Source organism: Photorhabdus akhurstii (assembly GCF_019090985.1).
Taxonomy (GTDB): Bacteria; Pseudomonadota; Gammaproteobacteria; order Enterobacterales; family Enterobacteriaceae; genus Photorhabdus; species Photorhabdus akhurstii.
The window spans coordinates 4,626,260-4,646,231 of sequence record NZ_CP020335.1 but is presented as its reverse complement, the minus strand read 5'-3'; the positions used below and the strand labels follow the sequence as shown (position 1 = coordinate 4,646,231).

Below are 19,972 nucleotides of genomic sequence, written 5' to 3'. Positions count from 1 at the left end.
AGATACAGCGAAAACCGCGGCTCACAACGTACTATTTCGCAAAAGTTAGAAAAACATCGAATACGCATGAAAACTTTCACGTCCCTTTTACGTCTCATAACTAAGCATTACCACAACACAGTTTCAAGCTGTCTTGCGGTAATTCTTTGTTCGTTATTTGGGCACTGGCGGCCACTCCACATTTGGAGCTTGATTCAAATCTGTATGAGTCAGTAATACTCTGTATTTTCTCCACTCAAGCAGAGACTCGCGTGTTTCATCTGTAGCCATCTCTAAGTCGACAGAATCTTGCAACAGTGAGATTGTGTAATTTGCTTGCTGTAACAGTGTTGCTTGTTTCTGTTTTGCTTCGTTGATTTGATGTGCTTTGAGTAAGTCTTTATCAACTACCCACTCTTTGCCGTTCCACGTATCGAAATCGGTGGGCGGTTTTTTGAAGGTTAACGTATCCGGTAATTCCCCAATTTCAGTTATCTCAATCGGCTCTCGTGTTAACGTGTCGTAAGCGATTTTTCCTCGGTAATCTGGGAGTATTTCCCAGCATTTACCGTCAATGCTGCGGCACACGGCCTTGTCATCAGACTTCGGTAACTCAGGCGCATCGGGATAAGCACTGGCCGATAGACTGACACCGAGCATCACGTATTCAATATCAGAGTTTGTGAATTCTCTCGTTATCTGATTCGAGTGATAAACTTTAATCCAGCCGGGTTGAATCGCTAAACCATCTTTACCTAGCACGGCTGTTTCATGTTCTAAAGAGTATTTCTGTTCTGTCATTATATTGCTCTCACTATGTAGTTAAATGCGATGTTGCGGGGTCTGTTCTCTGAAGCAACAGGAACAACACGTGATGCATCGAAGTTTATATACGATAGATCTTTATCGTTTGATGCGTAATTAGTGTATGATTTTATTGCTATCGTTCTGTAAAATGCGCCAGTTGGGTTATCCCAACTTCCCCCGACAAACCCTCCCGTAATATTTCTAATCGCATCCCCTTGCCATGTTCCGCACACCCGCCCCGGATCTACCCCTCTACTGTCATCCCAACCACGGATAAATTCCCCTCTTAAATCAGGTACTCTACCGGCAGGATAAGCTTCCGCTAACTTCGGATATAAAGATTTATCAAATGTCTGACCGTTGCACGTTAAGTAACCGACTGGGGTGTAGCGGTGGGGGTACGGCATTGGAACGCCGACTGGGATATTGTTATAAAGCAAATCAGATGCATGTTGACTGTGAATTATCCAATCTTTCAAAACCTCATTACCGGGGAACGCTTGTCTAACTGCAATCTCACCGAAGTGTGTTGTGTATCGCTGGGATATCAGAGGCCCTTCTCTGTAGACTTCGAGTACACCGTAACTGTAAAGCGGCTGTGATGTTGAGTAGCGCGGAAAATCAGCAACAGTATCAACATTTACGCCAAAAACATGATAGAAACCACACTCGCGACAATCTGAGAATTTGCCTCCATTTTGCAGTTGCCCCGCAGGTAGAGAAGGAAAAGCCCCCACATCCCCGGCACTCAAACTGACATCCCCAGTCAACGCCTTGCCGTTAATTTTCCGGCTGTTCGGCACGGCATTATTCGCCCTCTCCACAGCCTCCACCAACCCGAGGTTTTTCACAAAAGCGTTTTTGTCAGGAATGTCTGCGCCGTTTTGGGATTTTGAGAGTTTGGTGTTGGCGTTGTTGTTAGCCGTATTAGCTAGTGCTCTAACATCATTCAGCGCTGAATTAGTTGCATAGTCGCCTTTGTCTTGTTTGGTGTTTAAAGCATCTAGGACCAATTTTGGAGCGCCTAGAAAATCAGCCATTAACTGCCAATTATTTTGTGATCTGTCAGGTTGTTGGCTTATGTTTTGTTTGAGTGCTACATAAAACTTCCCTGAATGCTGGACGGCGGCATATTGCGGATAGTCTACAGTTGAATCCCACTCTGCTAACCCGCGTTGTGATAAGTACATTAACCACTCATCAACGCGCTTACCGATTGCATTAAACCACTCAAGAGGTGGCTTGCCCGCAGTTCTATCTAGTGTTACACCCCAGCCGCGAAGCACATCGGGGAACGTTTCAATCTCGCCGGATTTTGCATCTTGAGCAAAGACTTTATAGTCTGGTTTGTTAACTATTGACATCTACAATCCTCGTGAATTTTCCATCACCAAAGCCAAACGCCAATGGATCATTAGCCCATCCAAACGGGTGGCTATCCGTGATTACTATGTATTTATATTGCACGCCAATAGGACGAGATAGTATGTCCAATTTTTTTATCGCATGCAGACGAAAAGGAGTTAAATAGCTTGAAGGAATAACAATATTCATTGTCATATCGTAATTATCGATAATAAATGCTTGATCTCCTAATAAATATGAAATTGATGTTGTTATATTTTCAAGGGTTGGGTGTTGATAATTCTTAATAACTTTAGCTTTAATAAAAAACTGGTAATCTTTGTCATCAAGATTCGTTGAATCATTCAGAGAGTCCCCGTATCTATAGAAAACTCCCGTATTAAAACCAAGGGCGGCATCTATTCCAAGCCAGCCAAAATAATCTCTGGGAACAAATGACTTCATTGTTCGGATAATACCAACATGGCGACCAATCAGATCCAATCCCCACCCTGTCGATTTATCAATATCAAGTATTTCGGTTAACTTGACGGCTGATTTGAAAACTGTTGCGCTCTCAGAAAGCAAAAGCCCGACTGTTTGCCGGGCCTTGGGTTTTCCTCTGTATTGCCATATCAGGAAATCGGTAGCTTTTTTACTCAATCAACACCTCCACATTTTCATGTTTAATGCGGGCGCACTGTCTTACTCCGATAACGGCTTTATCAGAGTTATTAACTGTGATTGATTTAATGTAAAAACCTGAAATTGAATTAACCTGGCATGTTAAGCGCATTGCATAAACAGATTGACCGATTTCAAATTCAGCAGCAGCCAATGCTGACTTAATACCGTCAACATCGATATCATGAAAACCGTTTATGCGCTCTACAAGCAAACTAACTTTAATATTAACAATTTCGGCCCGATCAAATCTCACGTGCCGTTCCGCCCCAGTGTACATACATGAATACGAAATATTCCCCATCAGGCCACAGCCGCCAATTTTCTTTTTCAAAATGGTGAGGGCGATATCTTCATCTTTACCGCCAATAACCACGGCATTCATTGTATGACCTGGTACGCCTTTATCATCGGTCTGATTTGTGTAGTTCTCATATACTCGCGCTTGCTTTACGTCTGGTAAATCGAGTAAGGCCGCCTCGATCCCTTGTCTATCATCGTGATTGTTAATAGAGTGAGAACGCATAAAACGCTTCAAGAAATTGCCGTCAGTTTCTTCATCATCACCGGGCCTTGCTTCTTTAGTCGTTACAATTTTATCAATACCAACAATTACGGTTTCAATCTGTAACTCTTTATCTGATTGCAGAGAGAAAACACCTAATTCCTTGCTGCGTAGATTAACGCGGGCCGAACCCTGATTGTTAAGCTTTACGTCATCTGGCGTTACCCATTTAACCCGGTTATCATCAATTAATACCGTATCTTTTTGTAATGTCACCCCAGCGCTGCCAGTGATCACCACATCATCAATGTAACTAAATTCCGCACCTCGCCGCACAAGCCCCGCGTACATTGCTCTTTGTTCAAGAAATGAGCCAGTTGCTTCATATGGATCTAGCATCTGTACAATAAAAGCAATTACATGGTTAATATTCGCCAGTTCTTGCGAAAACAAACCTATCATCTGCCCGTCCGGTGTATCAGCATCCAGGTTAATATCTTCACCGTAGATACGCTTAAATCCATCTGCAAGGCGCTGGTGGATGTCTGAGAGTTGGTCAATGACTATTCCTTTATCAGTTATTTGGAGCATCAGTATTGACCTCGCGCTTATTGCCGTAAATATCAATATAAGTGACAGTTACCAGCGATTTTCGGCTATCTTTATCAATTCTGATGTCAAAATCGGTAATTTCTGTCACTCCACGAGTTTTCAGAACTGTAGTTTTCAACTCTGATTCCATTTGCATTAGATTTGGATTTTTCCGCAAATAGTCAAACCATCTCACTCCGTGATATGAATCAAGAAACCAGTCATTGCGTAAAGATAACAGGCGTGTTTGAACGGATTGAGCAATAGCTTCTGACGCGGTAGCGTAATCACTGCGGCCATTGCCGAAAGTCCAATCATGATCGCTATCTAATCGTCTTACTCTCATTTTGGCGCTCCTGTGTTGCTGCCACCTGATTGGACTCCGCCGTGTACGTGAGTCTGTAGGTCAATGCCCCCGCCAACGACTTTTGCGGCACTAACAGTCCCATTAGATTCACTATTGCCGCTTGTCTGGCTCCAATTTCCGGCTTGTTCGTGATTCCCGGTCTGCTTACTATTACCCAAGTGATCAATATCGCCCCTAATAGTGATCTTCCCGTTAGTCATACGAATGAATGTTGAACCGTCATCAGTCTGCATAGAAGCGCCACCGGAAAAAAAATCGGGTATTTTCTTCGGCTGGCTGCAAACTCCGGGGATAAAAAATGCATCTGAGTAGTCATGTAACCGCGCATCTAAAGGCGTTGATTTATTTCCTGTTGCATACCAGCCATCAATACACCTCTCGGAGAAGATAGCCAGCCCCTCATCTCCTGCTTTCACTGGAACAGTGAAACAGAATCCACCAGCACGTGGAAACTGGACAGGGACATCTACTAGGGGTGGCAGTTCAATAACTTCACCGTTACTTAGTGTCTGAGTGATCATGAGTTCAATTGTTGCTGTGTGGCCGTTGAATGAAACTACTTTTGCGGGTAATGCTGTGTGAATATCTAAGCGTTCGTTTTCTGCTTTTTTATCGAGTACATCAAGTAGAGTTGGATTTTTGTTCATTATTCACCTTTTGATATTTTCCGCCAACACACGTTATTAGCGTATGCCAATCGTCTGACATAAAGTCACCGGAGTGCTCTAATTCAGTGATTTTATAGTCACCGTTGTATTCGGGAATAATTGACTTAATTCGAATTAGGCCGCCAATTCTTAGCGCCGGGTTACACAAGCATGTGACAGATAATCCGTCATCAGTTTTCTCAGGGCTGCCAATCATGCCTGTTTCTTGTGACAGAACAAAACCCTCGTTATCTGTCAACACTTTATTTTTTGGCAGAACAATCATATTTCCATCTTGAACAGACCAATTAGCGCCATTGTTACGGGCTATCTTGTGCATGATGTCGCGTGCATTGCCAGTTAGTACCTTGCCGCGTGGTAATTGTCGATCATGTGGTAAATCAATTGCCCCGTTGCCGACTTTCATTGACTTTGTGGCCTCTGACAGAATATCAGCATCAGTTACCCCTGCTTTCAGAGTTTTATTAACTAATGCGCCGGTATAAGCTTCATAGCCATCACCACAAGTCAGCTCAATAATGAAATCCAAGTCATCACGAACAGTTACAGCTTCGATAATATCGCCTGTATAAATCACTCGCAGTTCCTCATAGCCAACCGCGAGTGATACCTTATTATAGGTTTTGCTCGTAATTAAGTTTCGTTGAGACTGATTGAGGTTATAGACTCGGATTGTTGCCGGGTTGGGTTCGCTAGTGATGGTTTTTGATACTTCGAAAGCAACTCTTAAGTTAGTAATTTCAATGCTTTCTTTTTCATTGCCAATTGTTAGTTTAAGTTGTCTTCCGAATTGCCTCATGCCAAAGCCCCTTATCAACAAAATAAATTTTCAGCCGGGTGCCCAACTCAGAGCGTCTAACAGAATTAAGGCCAAAGCCAGAGCCATCACTCATTACTATTACGAACGGTAAGTTCTTCGTTATCAGCGACGGGCTATTAACAGTGAGTCCATACATCTGAGCAATGTACTGATCTGTGTTTGTATCAAGCAAATCAAACTGCCAGCCGTTAGAAATAAGGTTGAAATGGAGTGTGAAACGCAAATTCATGTTGAATAACGTAAATGATTGCTCCTGGATTTCTTCTGTAGATAACGGAATTTCGTAAATCATCCGAGCCACTCCTTAATCGCTGATTTTTGTTTTTCTTTCGGCTGAGTTTTACCCATCTGCTTCTTTTTACCTGATTTTTTCACATTCAGCCCCTTTGCCTTCTGAGTTTCAACAATGAATATCTCACGCAATGTCAGAGAAAACTCGGCAGAACCATCGCACGTCTGGGAAACACTGATGCTCACGATCATCATGTTCTCATACTGTTTTAAGCCTGTCTGGACAGTGATTGTTTCGCCTTTTTTTTGTAAGTTAAGCAAGTCGTTATATGCTTTACCCACTCTATCCAAAGTTTGGGAGCTATCACCAGCCAATCCTTGATAGTCGGGTAAAAACGGCGCTATTGCTCGCTGAGATTGTTCAATAAAACTATCAGCAACAGAGATATAACGGTTTATCATCGCTTCGGCCTGCTTTGTTTGAGCGCGGATTTCAACAGGCAAGGGAAAAGTATCAATCACATCAGAATCAAAGCCCGTAATATCTTTGGAATATTGCGGCGGTTCATAGCCAACCATTATTCCCGTAATTGTGATTTCTTTCGGCTCAAGAACGGCGTGATCTGCTATCGCCGCGCCCGACTCAATCGGGTTTTCAGTAATGCGTAAACTCGATTCGTGACTCTCGATAGTCACACAGTCAAACTGAAACTCACCGACTGAACGAGTTATTACCGATGCTGTCGTTGTAGTGTTAAAACCGCTGAGTAAGTCCATACAGTACCTGCAACATGCAACAAAAAAACCGCAATTAAGCGGCTTAGTAAATAATAGGATTGTTAAATTAAATCCAGTGAAATCCTTTAGCCATTAAACCAGCTAATCCAAGAGCCACGGCAATTATCGCACCAAATAACAAGCGGAAGTCTGAACGTGCGTCTTTTCTCATTTCTCGTACGTCAGTTTTTACTTCATCAATAGATTTTTTGATGTGTTCAACATCTGACTCAAGCCGCGCCACACGAGCTTCTAACATATCATCACCTCCACCGCCGCCATCATACCCAGCATTTTTTCGCGATAACGCGCTCCATCGGTTAGTATAAACTACATTTGACTCCCTTCTACTAACAAGCATGTCTATTTCTCCTCTTGCTTTTTATTCACCCACTCCGTGATGACACGAGCTGAGAAGAAAAATTCATACCCACAGTTTATACATGCTATCCTGAAATGGTAGTTATCAGGGTCTACTTGTGGTCTCATCCCGACGTGATTGATCCTAATAGGCACAAGAAAAGAGGGCAATGACTGCTCTACATCCTCACCTTCTTCTGACACGATAATAGGTGTAGTCTGAGGGATGGCAATGTCTGTTTGATGACAAATAGCACAAGTTATCGATGATTTTAACTTTTCATTCAAAAAATCAGCAAACATATCCGGCGTTATCGCCTTTAATGCTTCCAACAACTCTGCTTCACTTTTGTATTGTTGCGTCATATTGATTACCTCAGTCATAGCTATACATTAAACCACTGACTAATAAAAGAACACAACTGAATTTATTTACAGTGCCATCCTTGGCTTGGGGTTCTTAAGCTACCTGTAATAGGCAAAAAACAACCCCGCTTCGATGGCGGGGTTACTTTAGCTAGCCGCCCTTGGCTTTTGAGTTAAAACGGCAGATTACCAAGTCTTAAGCTGTTTAATACTCCCCAGTCACTATAGGTAAACGATGCGCATTCAATATGCGCTGTCTCTCTTTCCAGTAAACGCCGAGCGGCGTTCATGTTTCGTGGGTATTCACGTGACATTGAATAATATTTACCTTCAAGCCGATGTTCTGCCGCTCTCAGAATGGGGTAAACATCAGATATTGAACTAACCATTTCAACAGCATCTCGCCATAACCAACATAAACTACACAACTCATCATCAGTGAATTGAATTTTAGTTGGTGCTGGTAACTCGGCTTTGCCAAGATACTCACCCTCTAATACAAGCTTATGAACATACTCAACAGCTTCTGTTATCTTCTCAGCTGGCAATTGATCAATGCTAGAAACGTTGAAACGCTGATGAATGAAGCTATACGCTTCCGGGTACATCAACCCACGTTTACCCACCAGCATGTTAACGGCATCACGTAACGGGGTGCGTTCATCTGTTGTTGTTTTTGCTGATGCAGGCACTTTCTGGCTGAAATAGCAATCTTCCAGTGCTTCGAACACATCCCAGGCTTTATCAGTATCCAGCATCTTAGCGTGACGGGCTGCGCCGCGTTCGGTCCAGAGAATCAGACTTCTTACCTTGCTAGAAATTTGTAACTGACTAACTGTCAGTCGCAAATTTTTGAGGATATCCCCAGTTGCTTTGAAGTAATGCTTACCTTCGGTGAAGCGCTCTTTATTACGCTTGAAATTTTGCTGAATGTTGTTTGCATCAGTTTCATACACTCCGGCTAATAGTTCAGTAGTGATTACCGGTACGCTATTGTGTACAACTTGAGGTAATGACTGCACAGATAAATTGCTCATGCCGACACCTCGCTAACCAATAATTCAGTATTTACTACTAACTCACGCTGATATGAAATTTGTGTCAGAGTGATACCATTAATGACAAGCTGGTTTGCATCTGTTAAATTATTCATGCGATTTACCTCGTTTGGTAAGTGATAACTAGAAGCCCTAACTGTTGGCGCAGTTGGGGTTTTACTCTTTTTGGGTAACAACAATATCATTTTATTACTCCCATGAAATTAATCGTTCTTCTTACAATATTTCAATCTATTGTTTTGCTTTGATATTTTCCTTTAAATTGTCTGATATTGGAATCTGACTCTCCCGGAAATGGGAAAACGCTCCCAACTTAGCCGTCCGTGGCCTTAAATCCTTAAGCTACTTCAACACCGTGGATCAAATGTCTAAGCGCCTTGATGCCGTTCTCGTTATAACGAAATGCCTCAACTTGTTTATTAGAGTGGGCGGATTTATCCAGGAAGAACTTCCCGTATTGCTCGGTTTTCAGATTGTTATCATTAGCAATCCGCCCGATTTTGTTAGCTGACAGATCCAGCATCTTTCCTACTTCACCGGCTGTGTAATATTTCTCTTCCAACGCAGGGAGAGGAACAGCTTCAAAACCAACTATCGGGTTAACAATGTTAGCTGCTGCACACTGTTTTGCCTCATTACTCAAATTGGGCATAAGCTCAAACAGATTGCTGATCGCATCAACTGACATTTTCAAGGTTCTGGCTTTTCTATACTCAGGCAAGCCGGACTTGCTTTGTTGCATGGAGTAGCTACCAGTTTCCATAATGGACGGCAGCACTTCTTCACACACCCAGTCTTGCAAACGCTCCGCAGAAGGTAATGCACTTTTCATTACAAGTCGGAACATGTCTGACTGACCAGCGAGAATTACACCTTTCGGCTTAAACCCAAACCCTAATTCCTGCGTTTCGCCGGAATTAAGCCTTATCAATAACTTACAGTGTTTCTTAAGTGCATCGTAAGGATCCGAATAGCCTAATGCCTGCGCCAATTCAACCGCAAGAAACACAGGCTTGCCCTTATATTTCAACCCTGAAACAGTTACTAATTGGTCATTGCTTGACTTAAACTCAAAATGTTTGATAATTGACTTCATATATCTCTCCGGTGGTATATCAACTTGGATACCAGCAGCGGCAAACTGCTGGTTTTCCGTTTTAGTACTCTGGAAAATTGATTCGCCATTCGTTACAATGGCTGAGTCGTTTATCACGCTAGGTAAATGACACTCAGAGGCCCTAGTTGTTCGCGCAACTGGGGCTTCGCTTTTATTGTGCTGCATTTTTTGCCCTTTCATCCATATACCAAGCCAAAGCCTGATTCAGAACTGCGTTTTGAGAAATTCCCTCTTTATCTGCCAATTTGCAAATTTGCTCCTTCATGAACTCCGTTGTTCTCAGTTGCATTTGTGCGCTCTTTTTTCTGTTATCTAGGCTTATCATATTATCTTTTCTCCTTATTAATAATGTCATAATGACATGATAGCATTATGACACGCATTTACATGATGTCAATATGCTAGTATCATTTTTCTGTTTCAACTAAACGATTAATGCAGATGACTAATAAGCCAGTATCAGCACAAGATAAATTCATGCTTCGATTACCCGATGGTATGAGAGAAGCTATTGCCGAAAGAGCCAAAGAAAATGGCCGTTCAATGAATTCTGAGATAGTACAAATGATACAGGACTGTTTAGATAGAAAGTCTCAAGAGACTCAACCAACAGTCTCCCTCAGTCATGAATTGATGGATAAAATCATTGCCCTGGCTGAATCTATCGAAGAGATGAAAGATAAGCAAAATCAGTTAGATAACAAAAAATCCCCGTAGTGGAATTAGTGTTGCATGAACACCTAAGCTAAATTAATCTATAACAAATTTCATTACTACTACGGGATATCAAAATGACAATGAAGTATTGCAGTGTCTGCCAAAAGAACGTAGATGCAAAAATAAAAATAGGCATTGGAAGCCTTATCGCCATCATCTTTACTGGTTTATTTTGGTTACTGGCCTTGCCTTTTTACAGCAAAAGATGCTCTATTTGTGAGAATTCACATGTAGAGCCGCCAAAATCAGACAGTGAGATAAGGAGAATAAATCAAGCCAATCATGCCCCTACCCAGGTTGTTCATACATCAGATCCAATAACTCAGCTAGAAAAGCTAGCAAAACTGAAAGATAGCGGAGCCATTACAGAGGAAGAGTATCAGATTCAAAAAAGTAGATTATTAGGCTAACCAGTAAGCCCCTCACGGGGCTGTTTTACTTCTTCTCATCTATTGCGATGATCTCCTTGGCTGTTTTGCCGCCTATCATCTTGTTGATTGCCTTTATCTTATCTTCTTCGTTGTTTGTTACTATGTTAGCGGCCAAGCCGACATTAAGGACAGCCTGCTTAAATTTTGCTGCATCATCCTTATTAAGAGAGCGATAAATTTCTTGCGTAGAAGACTTTAAAGCCTCAGAGCTTGAAGCATCAATCGTCAGATCTTTTTCTCCACATCCAACCAAAAAGATAGCCAACACAACCGGTAATATTAAATTTTTCATAAACCTTCTCTTACAGCAGTTAAGATCATTGCCAATTAAATCACTTAAGAGCCGCAAGAGAAAGCAAACTAACCACCAGCGCCGTTATAAAACTGTCCTTTTGTATTGTAACCAGCAATTTTTAATGCTTTACCGAACTCATTTACAGAATATTGCGCCGCCTTTTCTGGTGACGGTGATGTTATAGATACATTCATATTTACATCACCATGATTTGTTGTTTGTGATGAATTGTTAGTGGAATTTGTAGTATTAGCTATAGCTCCGCCAATAAAATCACCTGAACCAGCCACAACAGAAGATTGAATATTCTTAAGATCATCATCACTAAAACCAAATGTAGCTTCTTCTGACTTTGTGTTTCCAGTGAAAAAATCTTTTATCGCCCCTATCACTTTCCCAACGGTCTTATCGTAATATTCCACAACCCAGTCAAACGCCTTTTTAAACGGGGCTTTTATATTTTCAATCACACCGTCAAAGGTCTTACCGATGTTAGAGATATACTTATCGGCCTCACTTTCATTCACCCCGAATAAGCCGAGTACGAACTTAAATGCCCGCTTAAACGGTGCGGTGATGTACCCCCACACAGCAGAGAAAATTTTCTCGATTTTTTCGGTAAACGTCAGGTTGTCATTAGTCGCAATATCGATGAGTGATTTAACCAGCTTAAATGCGTCCTTAAACGGCTGAGTAATGAACCCAAACACCGCATCAAACGCTTTACTGATATTATCGATATATCTATCCGCATCTTTTTCACTCACCCCAAATAGTCCCAGCACCCATTTAAACGCCTTTTTAAATGGTTTTATAATGTAGCCCCAGACTTTACTAAATATAGACTTCACACCACTCACAAAATTTTTGGCACCGCGTTTTATCCCGTTAAATGCTTTGCCTGCCAGCTTTCCTGCGATATCCCACATCACTCCAAAGAAAGCAAAGAAGGCTTTGAGATAGGCAATTAGTCCGTCCCATATTTTCATCAGTGCGGCGGTCATTCCGGCCCATGCCTCATTGACGAGATCCATGTCGCCAGTAAAGAGACCGACAAATAGTTTGAGGACATTCCAGATATATTGGAAAACTCCGCTGAAAATAGCCCAAATGGCTTTAAATGACTGACTCCAGATTGAGACTAGATTATTAATAATCCCTTTATATTTAGCGTAAAAGTCCTGTCCCCACTTGATAACATCTTTAACCCACTTAACGGCAGGCCCCCAGAACGCGCCGAATAATGACTCGCCGCCATCTAAATAGACCATCAGATCATCAAGCAAGAGAAGCAGGCCCGCTATTGCGGCAATCACCCAAACTACAGGGTTGGCAATGAATGCCATTATCATCGAGCGCTTGAGAATTGCTAACGCGCCGACGATGAGCATGATTGCCGCTTTCCAGCCAATAGTCGATGTGACAATCTTATTTATCGCACGCGCTGAGTTAACAATAACCTGAATGACTTTGCCGCCCACTTTGATAATCTTTGTTAACCCGTTGGTGATGAGTTCTTTGTTTGAAGCGATCCAGGCATTGAAACCATTGACGGCTTTTGTCATAGATGGAACGAGATTAAGCGCTATCTTTGTTTTAACCGAGTCGATAGATAGCCCCATTTTTTTCATGGATTTCTCGTACTCATCGGCCTGTTTTAGCTCTCTGTCTGATATCTTATAAAGCAGCCCTTTCTCCTTCGCCAGGTCCTTAGCGCCGGAAATAGAACTATTGATAAAGCCAAGCACTTTTGTAGTCGCTACACTGACAGCCGCTACAACCCCCACGGCAAGCAATTTTAATTTACTGATTGATGCCCCGGCCTCATCAGCTTTTTTCGTGGCCTCCTCGGTACTTTTAACAGACTCTTCACCGACGCTATCCAGTGTTTTGTTAACTTTGTTGGCTTCGCTGGCAATCTGAGTAGCAGCAGCACCGAGCGCAACAATGACATCCTTAATTTTGGCCGCTTGCGACGTGTCAACGCCGATGGCTACTAATAGCTCCTCGATTTCCATCATTCGCCCTCTTTTCAGCTAGTAATGTCTCCGCTATAGCTTCATGCATATCAATGACATCAGAGAGTGAATAGACAGTGCGGAGTTCATGCAGAGTGCACATATTTCTCATGATCGGCGTCCACACTATCCAGTCGACATCACTCACTGTAGATTCAGAGCCGCCAAGCTGTTCGTATTTACAACAGACGCGACCCCACTTGGCAAAAAATCCGCAAAGTGGAATTTCACCCCGTCAATAATTAGCTGGAAGTAGTGAGAGCGATAAGTATTGAAATGCTGGTTAAACGTGTCTGGCTTCTGTAGCAGAACAGTATTGCCGTCCGCACCCGTCACAGTGACATATTTCAGAATAAATTGTTCAATGCCCTGCATTTCCTGTGAGCCGACATTAGAAACAATCGCGCCAATATCGATATCAACCTTATCACCGTCCAACTTGATGCAACCCTTCAATAATCCAACCAGTTTCAATGCATGATTTTTGGCTTCGATGAAATTAGATAAACGATGTTCGTAATTTATATTATCGATGATCATGAGTTATAAATTCCCTTTTTGAGCTTCATTGTTGATTTTGTTGATTTCAGTGTCCACGTCATTGTGTTATGGGCGGTACCGCGGGTGATTGTCGGTGGCGTTGTGAAAAAACAACGCTCTGCGATAATTTCATCACCATTAATGACGTCTTTATAGTAAATGTAGGCCGGAGTATACGCTTTCGGTATATTGATTTGAGTATTACGTAAGTTATTCAAATACTCATTAGATTCGCAATGTTGCAAAAGCTTTATTGTAATAATTAACCCTTTATTACACGAAGCCACATAAACGCCATCCCCATCAACTCCGTAGGTAATATCCCCATCATCACCTACGGGTGCAAAATTAAGCGCATCGGCCGCATTTTCATAACCCGATATCTCATAACCCGAGATAGTCAGAATTGAGTTTGCATGATTGTATTGAGACATACTTATCCCTATCGATTAAATTGAATTGATAAATCAACGGAGTGAATAGCGCCCGCCAGTTTGATAGCACACATAATCGGCATGGCTTTACGCGCTTCTCTGTCAGCAATAGACTGCAAGTCATAGCTATCGGAGTAGAAATAAAAACCCTCGTCTAGCCGATCTCCGTATGTCAGTTCACCGATATCATTGCCGCGCCAAATGCCACCCGCTAAAAAACCATTCCTCACAAATTCAGCACCAATGACGTTTAATGCGCCAATCAGCATGGCCTGACCTTTATCAGTCTGTGGGATTTTTGTCGGATTAGCCTGTAATGTGGTGAATGCTTGTTTCTGACAGGCATCAATGAATGCATCTAAGCCAACAATCTCATCGATGAACTGACCGCCGATCATCGTGCCCTCTGCAAGCATGCTCACGCCGTCATAGTCAGTGTAGAAGTTGACACCCAGCCGCTTGCATTTTTCTGCCTCTGATTGCGTAATCCGGTCATCAGAACGAACGGTTGTTTGCTGCTTAAACTTGACGGTTTTCGCTGAATTTTGCGCGTTCCAGTTTGTAGACAATGCAATAGACAGTAACGCTAATGCAGCATGATCATCGCCAGTCTTGTTGAATTGAGACATTAAGCGGCCACTGTTTTTGTCATACAGCTTTTTGATGATATTGTCGTTGTTCCACTCGATTTGTTCATCACGCAGAGCGGTGTAAGCAGAGACTTTCATATCCGCCGAAGCAACCCATGTATGAACATCATCTAACTGCTCATCTGTGACAGCATCAGCGAAATAGACGCCGTACCAGTCTTGGTAGACATTTTGCAATTTATGCAGGGCTTCGGATGGCAACTCTTTTTCAACAGTGATCGCGGCCTTGCCGACAATAATTGTTGCTTGTCCGTCTTCAAGTTTCAGCATCCTGCCAATATAAGTACCGGCGTCCTCGTCCGGTTCCGTGACATAGCCCAATTTGGTAGCAGGATACGCCCCCGCCGCTTGTGCCTGAATAATGACACGATGGCCGACCGCATCCCAGACAGCCTTTAAATTACTCTCTTTCGGTAATGCTGCTTGCAGAACACCCGCAACATCAGAAAAATCAATTGCTTTACTGAAATCTAAAGCAGAGAGCAAAACATCTTTACCACCAACATTGAGCATCATTGAGCCACCAGTGATGGCTTTAAATGCATTAATGCCCACTGAGATGGTTGATCCCTTCAATGCGTTGGCCGTGGCCGGAATTTCTTGTTTTTCTTTCGCCCAACGTGCAACAAGAGCACGCTTGGGGGTTGGGCGCACAGAGAAAAGCGCTTGTGCTGCTTTGTAGGCTTCCGATTTGGTACCGAATAGATTTGCCACATCTTGTGCGCTTGACACAATGACATAGCGTGTTGTGTCATCCGTAAATGCGCTGCCAACCTCTGGCGTAAAAATAGCTATCATACTCAAATCACGGCGTTGTGCTGCCATTGCCTGTGACATAATCTGAGCATTGACAACCTGATTAATAGATAAGCTCATTATTAATCCTTATAAACTGTAATATTGACCGCCTCAGCTCTGTTAACTGGCGCTTCAATACGATGAATATGAGAGAGAGTTAAATCAATTTGCGCCCGTTGTTCTTTGCCGCCAGCAATGGCAGTCGGCAGGTTGCGGACCTGGGATTTTCTAACTATGCCAGCGCCGAGGCGTTTAAAAAGAGTTTGCGCGTAGCTTGTGCTTAAGACGCTAGCGAGTTTTTCGATTAAGAGATATGAGTTTTTGCCAAATGCGTTGATAGAGATAATGGTCTCGCGGGTGACTGTAATAATTTCAACTTCTTTCCTTGCATTGAACTTATATTCTTCACCCATCAATTCCGATGTTACCCGATTGACTGTGATAAACGACTGCATATCAGACAAATCTGTTTCACAGTCAGCATCTAAAACCAGAGACTCAGGTAATTTCAAAACCGTCGCTATCGTCCGTCTGACTGCCCTCATATCGAGTTGCGAGAGAGTCGTAGTATCCATAGTCATTCCAACGTGCATTGCTGATGATGCGCCAGCGGTAGCCATTCCAGACGAAAAGCTCTTTGTTCTCCACCGGCTCTTGCGTCATCATCCTAACAGTCGGGTTATAACGATCCCCTTCTGGCAGAATTTGCAGATCTTCCGCTCCGGCCGGTTGAACAATACAAACAAGTACCCGGCTTTGGCCATCCGATGTTTTGAACTCCAGTTCTTGCCGAAAGAAATCGTCGTCAAAGATTTCATTAACAAAATCATCCATCGTCTCGTACCTCATAAGTAATAGATTGAAGCAATTGCCCGGTATCAATGAGCGGTTTAGATGAACCTTTGCGTCGGATAGTTTTCGGGCTTAACGCTGGCTCAACGCCCGATAAAATTTTCGCCTTAACATCCCCTACAACTTTTTCTCCCAATTTCTCAAACGCTTTAACAAGATCTCCATCATTCAATAATTCCGACTGAATTCCTTTCGTTAAGTCCTTTGCGTAATCGCCTTTTTTTTCATTGAATGTAGAACGTAAAAATGAACGTTCTGGGATAAAAAACATGTGGGCGGGTACGATGTGGGTAGTAGCAAAATTCGATTTAGATGCTTTGACAAATTTCCCGTTTCCTGCAAAAGAGCCATTAGCATTCATTTTGCGATAAATAGTTACTGTTTTCGCTGGAACTTTTATCTTTGCACCGAATTCGTGAGCGGTAGCAACAGTTAAAATACTGACTCCATTGTGCTCCTTGTCTTTTGACGCAGGCACGCCCGCTACCACCTTTTTCTTCCCTAAAGCCCTTATCCGGGCTTCAAGGGCCTTTAAACCTGCCCCTTTGAAATTGCCAGAATTCTTAATCATCTCACCACCAGCATATGCCGAGAAACTAACTTACGCAGGCGCAGATACTTCTGCCCGTATGAGCTGGATGCATAACCATCATGATTAGTACTAAAGCCCGCATCAGGCGCAGAATAGCCAATTGACAACCCACCTGCCGACTTACTTGTCGCTATTTGCACGGGCTTGCCGTTGCTGTTGCCTGATTTAGTTAATGCGCCAGAGGAGTACAAAAGATGAGCCGCAAGAGCGTGTAACCCTTGCTCATAGAGTTTGCCCCACACTTTGCTACTCATCTGATTAGCAGCATCCTGTAGAACTATCTCTATGCGTGATTTATCGACTTTGGCAAATTCAGGGTAACGGGTGAGAAATTCCATGTTACCCCCTGCGGTTACTGCGAAGCCAGTGAAGATTTGTAATCGACGTAAACAGCAGATTGCGGCTGCTTCCACATTGCGCCGCCAAATGCAGCACGGTAGCCGCATTCGTAAGTCAGCAGGTCACGCGCACGAACCGCTAACAACTCTGGCATGTGTACTTCCATTTCCACATAATCGGCTTCATATGTGTAAACAGCCAGTCGGGTTTTGCCATTTTTAATGCCAACAGCGTAATTGCTCGGGATTTTCACGAACGTGATGTTGAATTTTTCGTTTCCTGAGGCTTTGCGCAATGCAGCCATAATGCGATCCATTGCTGCGATCGGTAACAGGTCGGTGCCGACAACTATCGGATTCGGGTCAAATTTCTGCATGGCAAGCATAAAGTCACTGGCATCCATTGCAATGTGCGTCGGCTGAATACGATAGCTAGATTTGCGCCACGCGACGTTATAGGCATCCAGCACCAGCTTAACGAACTCATTAGAGGTCATGTCCTCAATGGTTTTGTTTGTACTGTCTGTGATCACCTGAACTTTTGAGCCAGTCAGTAGCCCTTCCTGCCCTTTCACGACTTGATGACCAACGTAACCCGCATACTGGATTGTTGCCAGCGCGTTAGCATACAAATCATCCTGTTTTTTGGTTTGCAGGTTGATGTTAAGTCGGGCGATCTTTTCCAGTTCTTGCTGTGTCCATGTTGCAGCTTTTGCCCACTGACCAACCGGTGCTTTCAGCCATTCAATTTCTGAATCGATGGTTTTCAGGCTGTTTGTCTTGTTGCCAACGATGCCGTCTTTGACGGAACCGACAACGTTAGATACGCCAAAATCCACAAATTCAAGTGCAAAATCCAGCCCTTCTTTAACCGGAAGGGCTTCTCCAATGTTGATTTCCGGCAACTCTTTTTCTTGCAACTGCATGTCGCGTTCTGTCAGCGCTTCATGCAACACTTCTTCGAAATCTGCGGTTTCCACAGCCATCTGTTACTCTCCTGTCTTCTGTGCGTTATGAATGTAACCGAGTGTGATAGCTACACAATGATTCCCCGCGCTAACTTCTTCGGCCCAATAGCCTAAATCGATATTGCCTTTTGCCGCACTGGTCACTTTGCCCGCATCCTTACCCGTCGCAACGATATAAACTTTATCCCCACGAGTGAACGTATCTTTTTCAACCGCCAGCGCTCCCACGCAATCACCGTGCGAAAAATGCCCTACGTTGACTTGTTTGTTATGCGGAGCGGCGTCGCCGTAAATGTCACGAACGACAATGCCGTGGATAACGTCGCTTGCAGAAGTGACAGGTTTCACCCCACCCTCTGGGTTTACCGCTACGAAAGTACCGTAGGGCAGCGCTATTTCAGTGCGATTTTCTTCCCCCCACACTTTATCGTTTGAGCTTGAAGCCCGTTTGATTGAACCGGGTTTGATCGTGCCTGTGACGGCATCCCAATCTGTAAATCCAAATGCCATAATTATTTACCCCCTAAACGCTGAGAAGCTGTTTTCTTCGCTTTTGCTGAATCGTTCAGTAATGCCGCCCCGATGTTGCTACGTGGTTTATTTAGCGCACTAGCCGCAGCATAAGCAGCCCGAATTTCATCATCCGACATTGCTTTTACTTGTGAATCATTGAATGCCCCGGTACTTAACAGCGCGAGCATGCGCACATCACGCGCACATTTCGCATCGTTAAACTTCACTTTGGGGAAACGCGCTTTTGCGTCATTCAATGTTGTACTTGTGTCGCTTTCGCCTTTCAGCTTTTCCAGCTCCTCTTTAAGAGCCGCATTCTCTGTTTTCAATTGCTCATTCTCGGCTTCCAACGCAGCAATGCGGGCGTCTTTGTCATCACTGCCACCAGCCGGATCAGCATCATTGGGTGGCGGTGTTCCAGCCCCTTTTGACTGCTCAAGCTGAGCTTTAAGCTCTTCCAATTGTGCAATAACTTCTTGTGCTTTGGCTGTGGCCTCTGGTGTTGCGTTGCCTTCCAGTTCTTGCAAGGTTTTCTCTAATGCGGCAATCATGCCAAGCAGCTCGTCTTCTGTCAGGGGTTGCCCCTCGGCATCGTTAGCGCGTTTACCCTTAAGCAACGCAATGACATCTTTCAATGAGAGTTTCTTCATTGGTTTACCTTTTTTATCGTTTAATCTACAGGTGTCGCCTAAGCGCCCCTCTGCTACAACGGCAACGTGATTGCCGCGAATATTGATTTGATGTAATTCACCGTTTTTCTCGACTATCTCTGCGGGTTCATAACCAACAGAGAGTTCTCGAATGCCTTTTTCTTCAAGTACCTGAATTGCTTTTGCGTCTTTTATGTAAGCATCACAGACGATGTAATCACCCTCAACTCTGACGTTCTGGACGTGACCAATCGTCTTGTCTTTCCATTCGTCAGCATTGACCTCGCCGTCATCGGGATGCGTCAGCGTCAGTGTCTGGCCTTCAAATGATTTCAGTGTTTCATGTTTGGAAAGTTCTTCGATAGTGCGGTGAATTGTGATTTTTCTGTTTGCATCAGCACCAGTTAACTTGACTTCATGCCCGTAATATTCAACAGGCCCTGCACGAGTTATCTTTGCAGATGTAATGACATAACCCTGCGGAGTTTTTTTCCATGCCATA

At 43.4% G+C, this 19,972-nt stretch carries 29 protein-coding genes; 2 read left to right on the top strand and 27 right to left on the bottom strand.

All coding sequences use genetic code 11. From position 1 onward, the window contains the following. Window positions 1-153 precede the first annotated feature (153 nt). The 14 genes from B0X70_RS20090 to B0X70_RS20025 all read right to left on the bottom strand — a co-directional run bounded on the left by B0X70_RS20090 (window position 154) and on the right by B0X70_RS20025 (window position 9,999). Entirely contained in the window at window positions 154-780 is a 627-nt protein-coding gene (locus B0X70_RS20090; RefSeq protein ID WP_217470236.1) for a tail fiber assembly protein, read from the bottom strand. Beyond that, window positions 780-2,150, bottom strand: coding sequence for a phage tail protein (locus tag B0X70_RS20085; protein ID WP_217470235.1), 1,371 nt, complete (start codon window positions 2,148-2,150; stop codon window positions 780-782). Before B0X70_RS20085 ends, B0X70_RS20090 begins: the two co-directional genes overlap by 1 nt. Next, window positions 2,137-2,793: a DUF2612 domain-containing protein gene (locus B0X70_RS20080; RefSeq protein ID WP_217470234.1), complete on the bottom strand. Its 657-nt coding sequence runs from the start codon at window positions 2,791-2,793 to the stop codon at window positions 2,137-2,139. Before B0X70_RS20080 ends, B0X70_RS20085 begins: the two co-directional genes overlap by 14 nt. Beyond that, complete coding sequence (locus tag B0X70_RS20075) at window positions 2,786-3,910, bottom strand: baseplate J/gp47 family protein (RefSeq protein ID WP_217470233.1); 1,125 nt, start codon at window positions 3,908-3,910, stop codon at window positions 2,786-2,788. The genes B0X70_RS20080 and B0X70_RS20075 overlap by 8 nt, the downstream gene beginning before the upstream one ends. Next, window positions 3,894-4,256, bottom strand: a complete 363-nt coding sequence (locus B0X70_RS20070; RefSeq protein WP_046394940.1) for a contractile injection system sheath initiator — start codon at window positions 4,254-4,256, stop codon at window positions 3,894-3,896. Before B0X70_RS20070 ends, B0X70_RS20075 begins: the two co-directional genes overlap by 17 nt. Then, window positions 4,253-4,924: a Gp138 family membrane-puncturing spike protein gene (locus tag B0X70_RS20065; protein ID WP_217470232.1), complete on the bottom strand. Its 672-nt coding sequence runs from the start codon at window positions 4,922-4,924 to the stop codon at window positions 4,253-4,255. The genes B0X70_RS20070 and B0X70_RS20065 overlap by 4 nt, the downstream gene beginning before the upstream one ends. Continuing rightward, entirely contained in the window at window positions 4,899-5,744 is an 846-nt protein-coding gene (locus tag B0X70_RS20060) for a phage protein (RefSeq protein ID WP_217470231.1), read from the bottom strand. The genes B0X70_RS20065 and B0X70_RS20060 overlap by 26 nt, the downstream gene beginning before the upstream one ends. Next, window positions 5,719-6,057: a phage baseplate plug family protein gene (locus B0X70_RS20055; protein WP_217470230.1), complete on the bottom strand. Its 339-nt coding sequence runs from the start codon at window positions 6,055-6,057 to the stop codon at window positions 5,719-5,721. The genes B0X70_RS20060 and B0X70_RS20055 overlap by 26 nt, the downstream gene beginning before the upstream one ends. Beyond that, window positions 6,054-6,773 (bottom strand): phage baseplate protein, encoded by a 720-nt coding sequence (locus B0X70_RS20050; protein ID WP_217470229.1) that lies wholly within the window; start codon window positions 6,771-6,773, stop codon window positions 6,054-6,056. Before B0X70_RS20050 ends, B0X70_RS20055 begins: the two co-directional genes overlap by 4 nt. Before the next feature lie 67 nt (window positions 6,774-6,840). After that, on the bottom strand, window positions 6,841-7,032 hold the full coding sequence (locus tag B0X70_RS20045) for a hypothetical protein (RefSeq protein ID WP_105395965.1): 192 nt from the start codon (window positions 7,030-7,032) through the stop codon (window positions 6,841-6,843). Between the two features lie 104 nt (window positions 7,033-7,136). Continuing rightward, complete coding sequence (locus B0X70_RS20040) at window positions 7,137-7,499, bottom strand: hypothetical protein (RefSeq protein WP_217470228.1); 363 nt, start codon at window positions 7,497-7,499, stop codon at window positions 7,137-7,139. Window positions 7,500-7,672: 173 nt separating this feature from the next. Beyond that, complete coding sequence (locus B0X70_RS20035; RefSeq protein ID WP_217470227.1) at window positions 7,673-8,536, bottom strand: P22AR C-terminal domain-containing protein; 864 nt, start codon at window positions 8,534-8,536, stop codon at window positions 7,673-7,675. A 358-nt stretch (window positions 8,537-8,894) separates the two neighbouring features. Further along, window positions 8,895-9,653, bottom strand: a complete 759-nt coding sequence (locus B0X70_RS20030; protein WP_217471778.1) for a BRO-N domain-containing protein — start codon at window positions 9,651-9,653, stop codon at window positions 8,895-8,897. Between the two features lie 172 nt (window positions 9,654-9,825). Further along, the gene (locus B0X70_RS20025) at window positions 9,826-9,999 is read right to left on the bottom strand and encodes a hypothetical protein (protein ID WP_217470226.1); all 174 of its coding nucleotides are present in this window, start codon (window positions 9,997-9,999) and stop codon (window positions 9,826-9,828) included. Window positions 10,000-10,115: 116 nt separating this feature from the next. Between B0X70_RS20025 and B0X70_RS20020 the strand changes: the two genes are divergently transcribed. After that, on the top strand, window positions 10,116-10,391 hold the full coding sequence (locus B0X70_RS20020) for an Arc family DNA-binding protein (RefSeq protein WP_217470225.1): 276 nt from the start codon (window positions 10,116-10,118) through the stop codon (window positions 10,389-10,391). Between the two features lie 74 nt (window positions 10,392-10,465). Next, window positions 10,466-10,801: an SHOCT domain-containing protein gene (locus B0X70_RS20015; RefSeq protein WP_217470224.1), complete on the top strand. Its 336-nt coding sequence runs from the start codon at window positions 10,466-10,468 to the stop codon at window positions 10,799-10,801. 25 nt (window positions 10,802-10,826) lie between these two features. Here the strand turns inward: B0X70_RS20015 and B0X70_RS20010 are convergent, their stop codons facing one another. The 13 genes from B0X70_RS20010 to B0X70_RS19950 form a co-directional block, all read right to left on the bottom strand. Beyond that, window positions 10,827-11,114 (bottom strand): DUF6694 family lipoprotein, encoded by a 288-nt coding sequence (locus B0X70_RS20010; RefSeq protein ID WP_217470223.1) that lies wholly within the window; start codon window positions 11,112-11,114, stop codon window positions 10,827-10,829. A 68-nt stretch (window positions 11,115-11,182) separates the two neighbouring features. After that, window positions 11,183-13,138 carry a phage tail protein gene (locus tag B0X70_RS20005; protein ID WP_246593346.1) on the bottom strand — a complete coding sequence of 652 codons (1,956 nt, stop codon included), beginning with the start codon at window positions 13,136-13,138 and terminating at the stop codon, window positions 11,183-11,185. Further along, window positions 13,098-13,247, bottom strand: a complete 150-nt coding sequence (locus B0X70_RS20000) for a hypothetical protein (protein WP_217471809.1) — start codon at window positions 13,245-13,247, stop codon at window positions 13,098-13,100. Before B0X70_RS20000 ends, B0X70_RS20005 begins: the two co-directional genes overlap by 41 nt. A gap of 32 nt (window positions 13,248-13,279) precedes the next feature. Next, window positions 13,280-13,675, bottom strand: coding sequence for a phage tail assembly chaperone (locus tag B0X70_RS19995; protein WP_217470222.1), 396 nt, complete (start codon window positions 13,673-13,675; stop codon window positions 13,280-13,282). Beyond that, window positions 13,672-14,109 carry a tail tube family protein gene (locus tag B0X70_RS19990; protein ID WP_217470221.1) on the bottom strand — a complete coding sequence of 146 codons (438 nt, stop codon included), beginning with the start codon at window positions 14,107-14,109 and terminating at the stop codon, window positions 13,672-13,674. Before B0X70_RS19990 ends, B0X70_RS19995 begins: the two co-directional genes overlap by 4 nt. A gap of 8 nt (window positions 14,110-14,117) precedes the next feature. Next, window positions 14,118-15,635 (bottom strand): DUF3383 domain-containing protein, encoded by a 1,518-nt coding sequence (locus B0X70_RS19985; RefSeq protein ID WP_217470220.1) that lies wholly within the window; start codon window positions 15,633-15,635, stop codon window positions 14,118-14,120. A gap of 2 nt (window positions 15,636-15,637) precedes the next feature. Next, the gene (locus B0X70_RS19980) at window positions 15,638-16,069 is read right to left on the bottom strand and encodes a phage neck terminator protein (RefSeq protein ID WP_246593345.1); all 432 of its coding nucleotides are present in this window, start codon (window positions 16,067-16,069) and stop codon (window positions 15,638-15,640) included. After that, on the bottom strand, window positions 16,056-16,406 hold the full coding sequence (locus tag B0X70_RS19975; protein WP_217470219.1) for a hypothetical protein: 351 nt from the start codon (window positions 16,404-16,406) through the stop codon (window positions 16,056-16,058). Before B0X70_RS19975 ends, B0X70_RS19980 begins: the two co-directional genes overlap by 14 nt. Next, complete coding sequence (locus B0X70_RS19970) at window positions 16,384-16,980, bottom strand: phage virion morphogenesis protein (protein ID WP_217470218.1); 597 nt, start codon at window positions 16,978-16,980, stop codon at window positions 16,384-16,386. The genes B0X70_RS19975 and B0X70_RS19970 overlap by 23 nt, the downstream gene beginning before the upstream one ends. Continuing rightward, the gene (locus B0X70_RS19965) at window positions 16,977-17,339 is read right to left on the bottom strand and encodes a DUF4054 domain-containing protein (RefSeq protein WP_217470217.1); all 363 of its coding nucleotides are present in this window, start codon (window positions 17,337-17,339) and stop codon (window positions 16,977-16,979) included. The genes B0X70_RS19970 and B0X70_RS19965 overlap by 4 nt, the downstream gene beginning before the upstream one ends. Window positions 17,340-17,353: 14 nt before the next feature. After that, window positions 17,354-18,325 (bottom strand): major capsid family protein, encoded by a 972-nt coding sequence (locus B0X70_RS19960; protein ID WP_217470216.1) that lies wholly within the window; start codon window positions 18,323-18,325, stop codon window positions 17,354-17,356. A 3-nt stretch (window positions 18,326-18,328) separates the two neighbouring features. Next, a complete protein-coding gene (locus tag B0X70_RS19955; protein ID WP_217470215.1) occupies window positions 18,329-18,817 on the bottom strand; it encodes a structural cement protein Gp24 in 489 nt (162 codons plus the stop codon). 2 nt (window positions 18,818-18,819) lie between these two features. After that, window positions 18,820-19,971 (bottom strand): DUF2213 domain-containing protein, encoded by a 1,152-nt coding sequence (locus B0X70_RS19950; protein ID WP_217470214.1) that lies wholly within the window; start codon window positions 19,969-19,971, stop codon window positions 18,820-18,822. Window position 19,972: the final 1 nt, after the last annotated feature.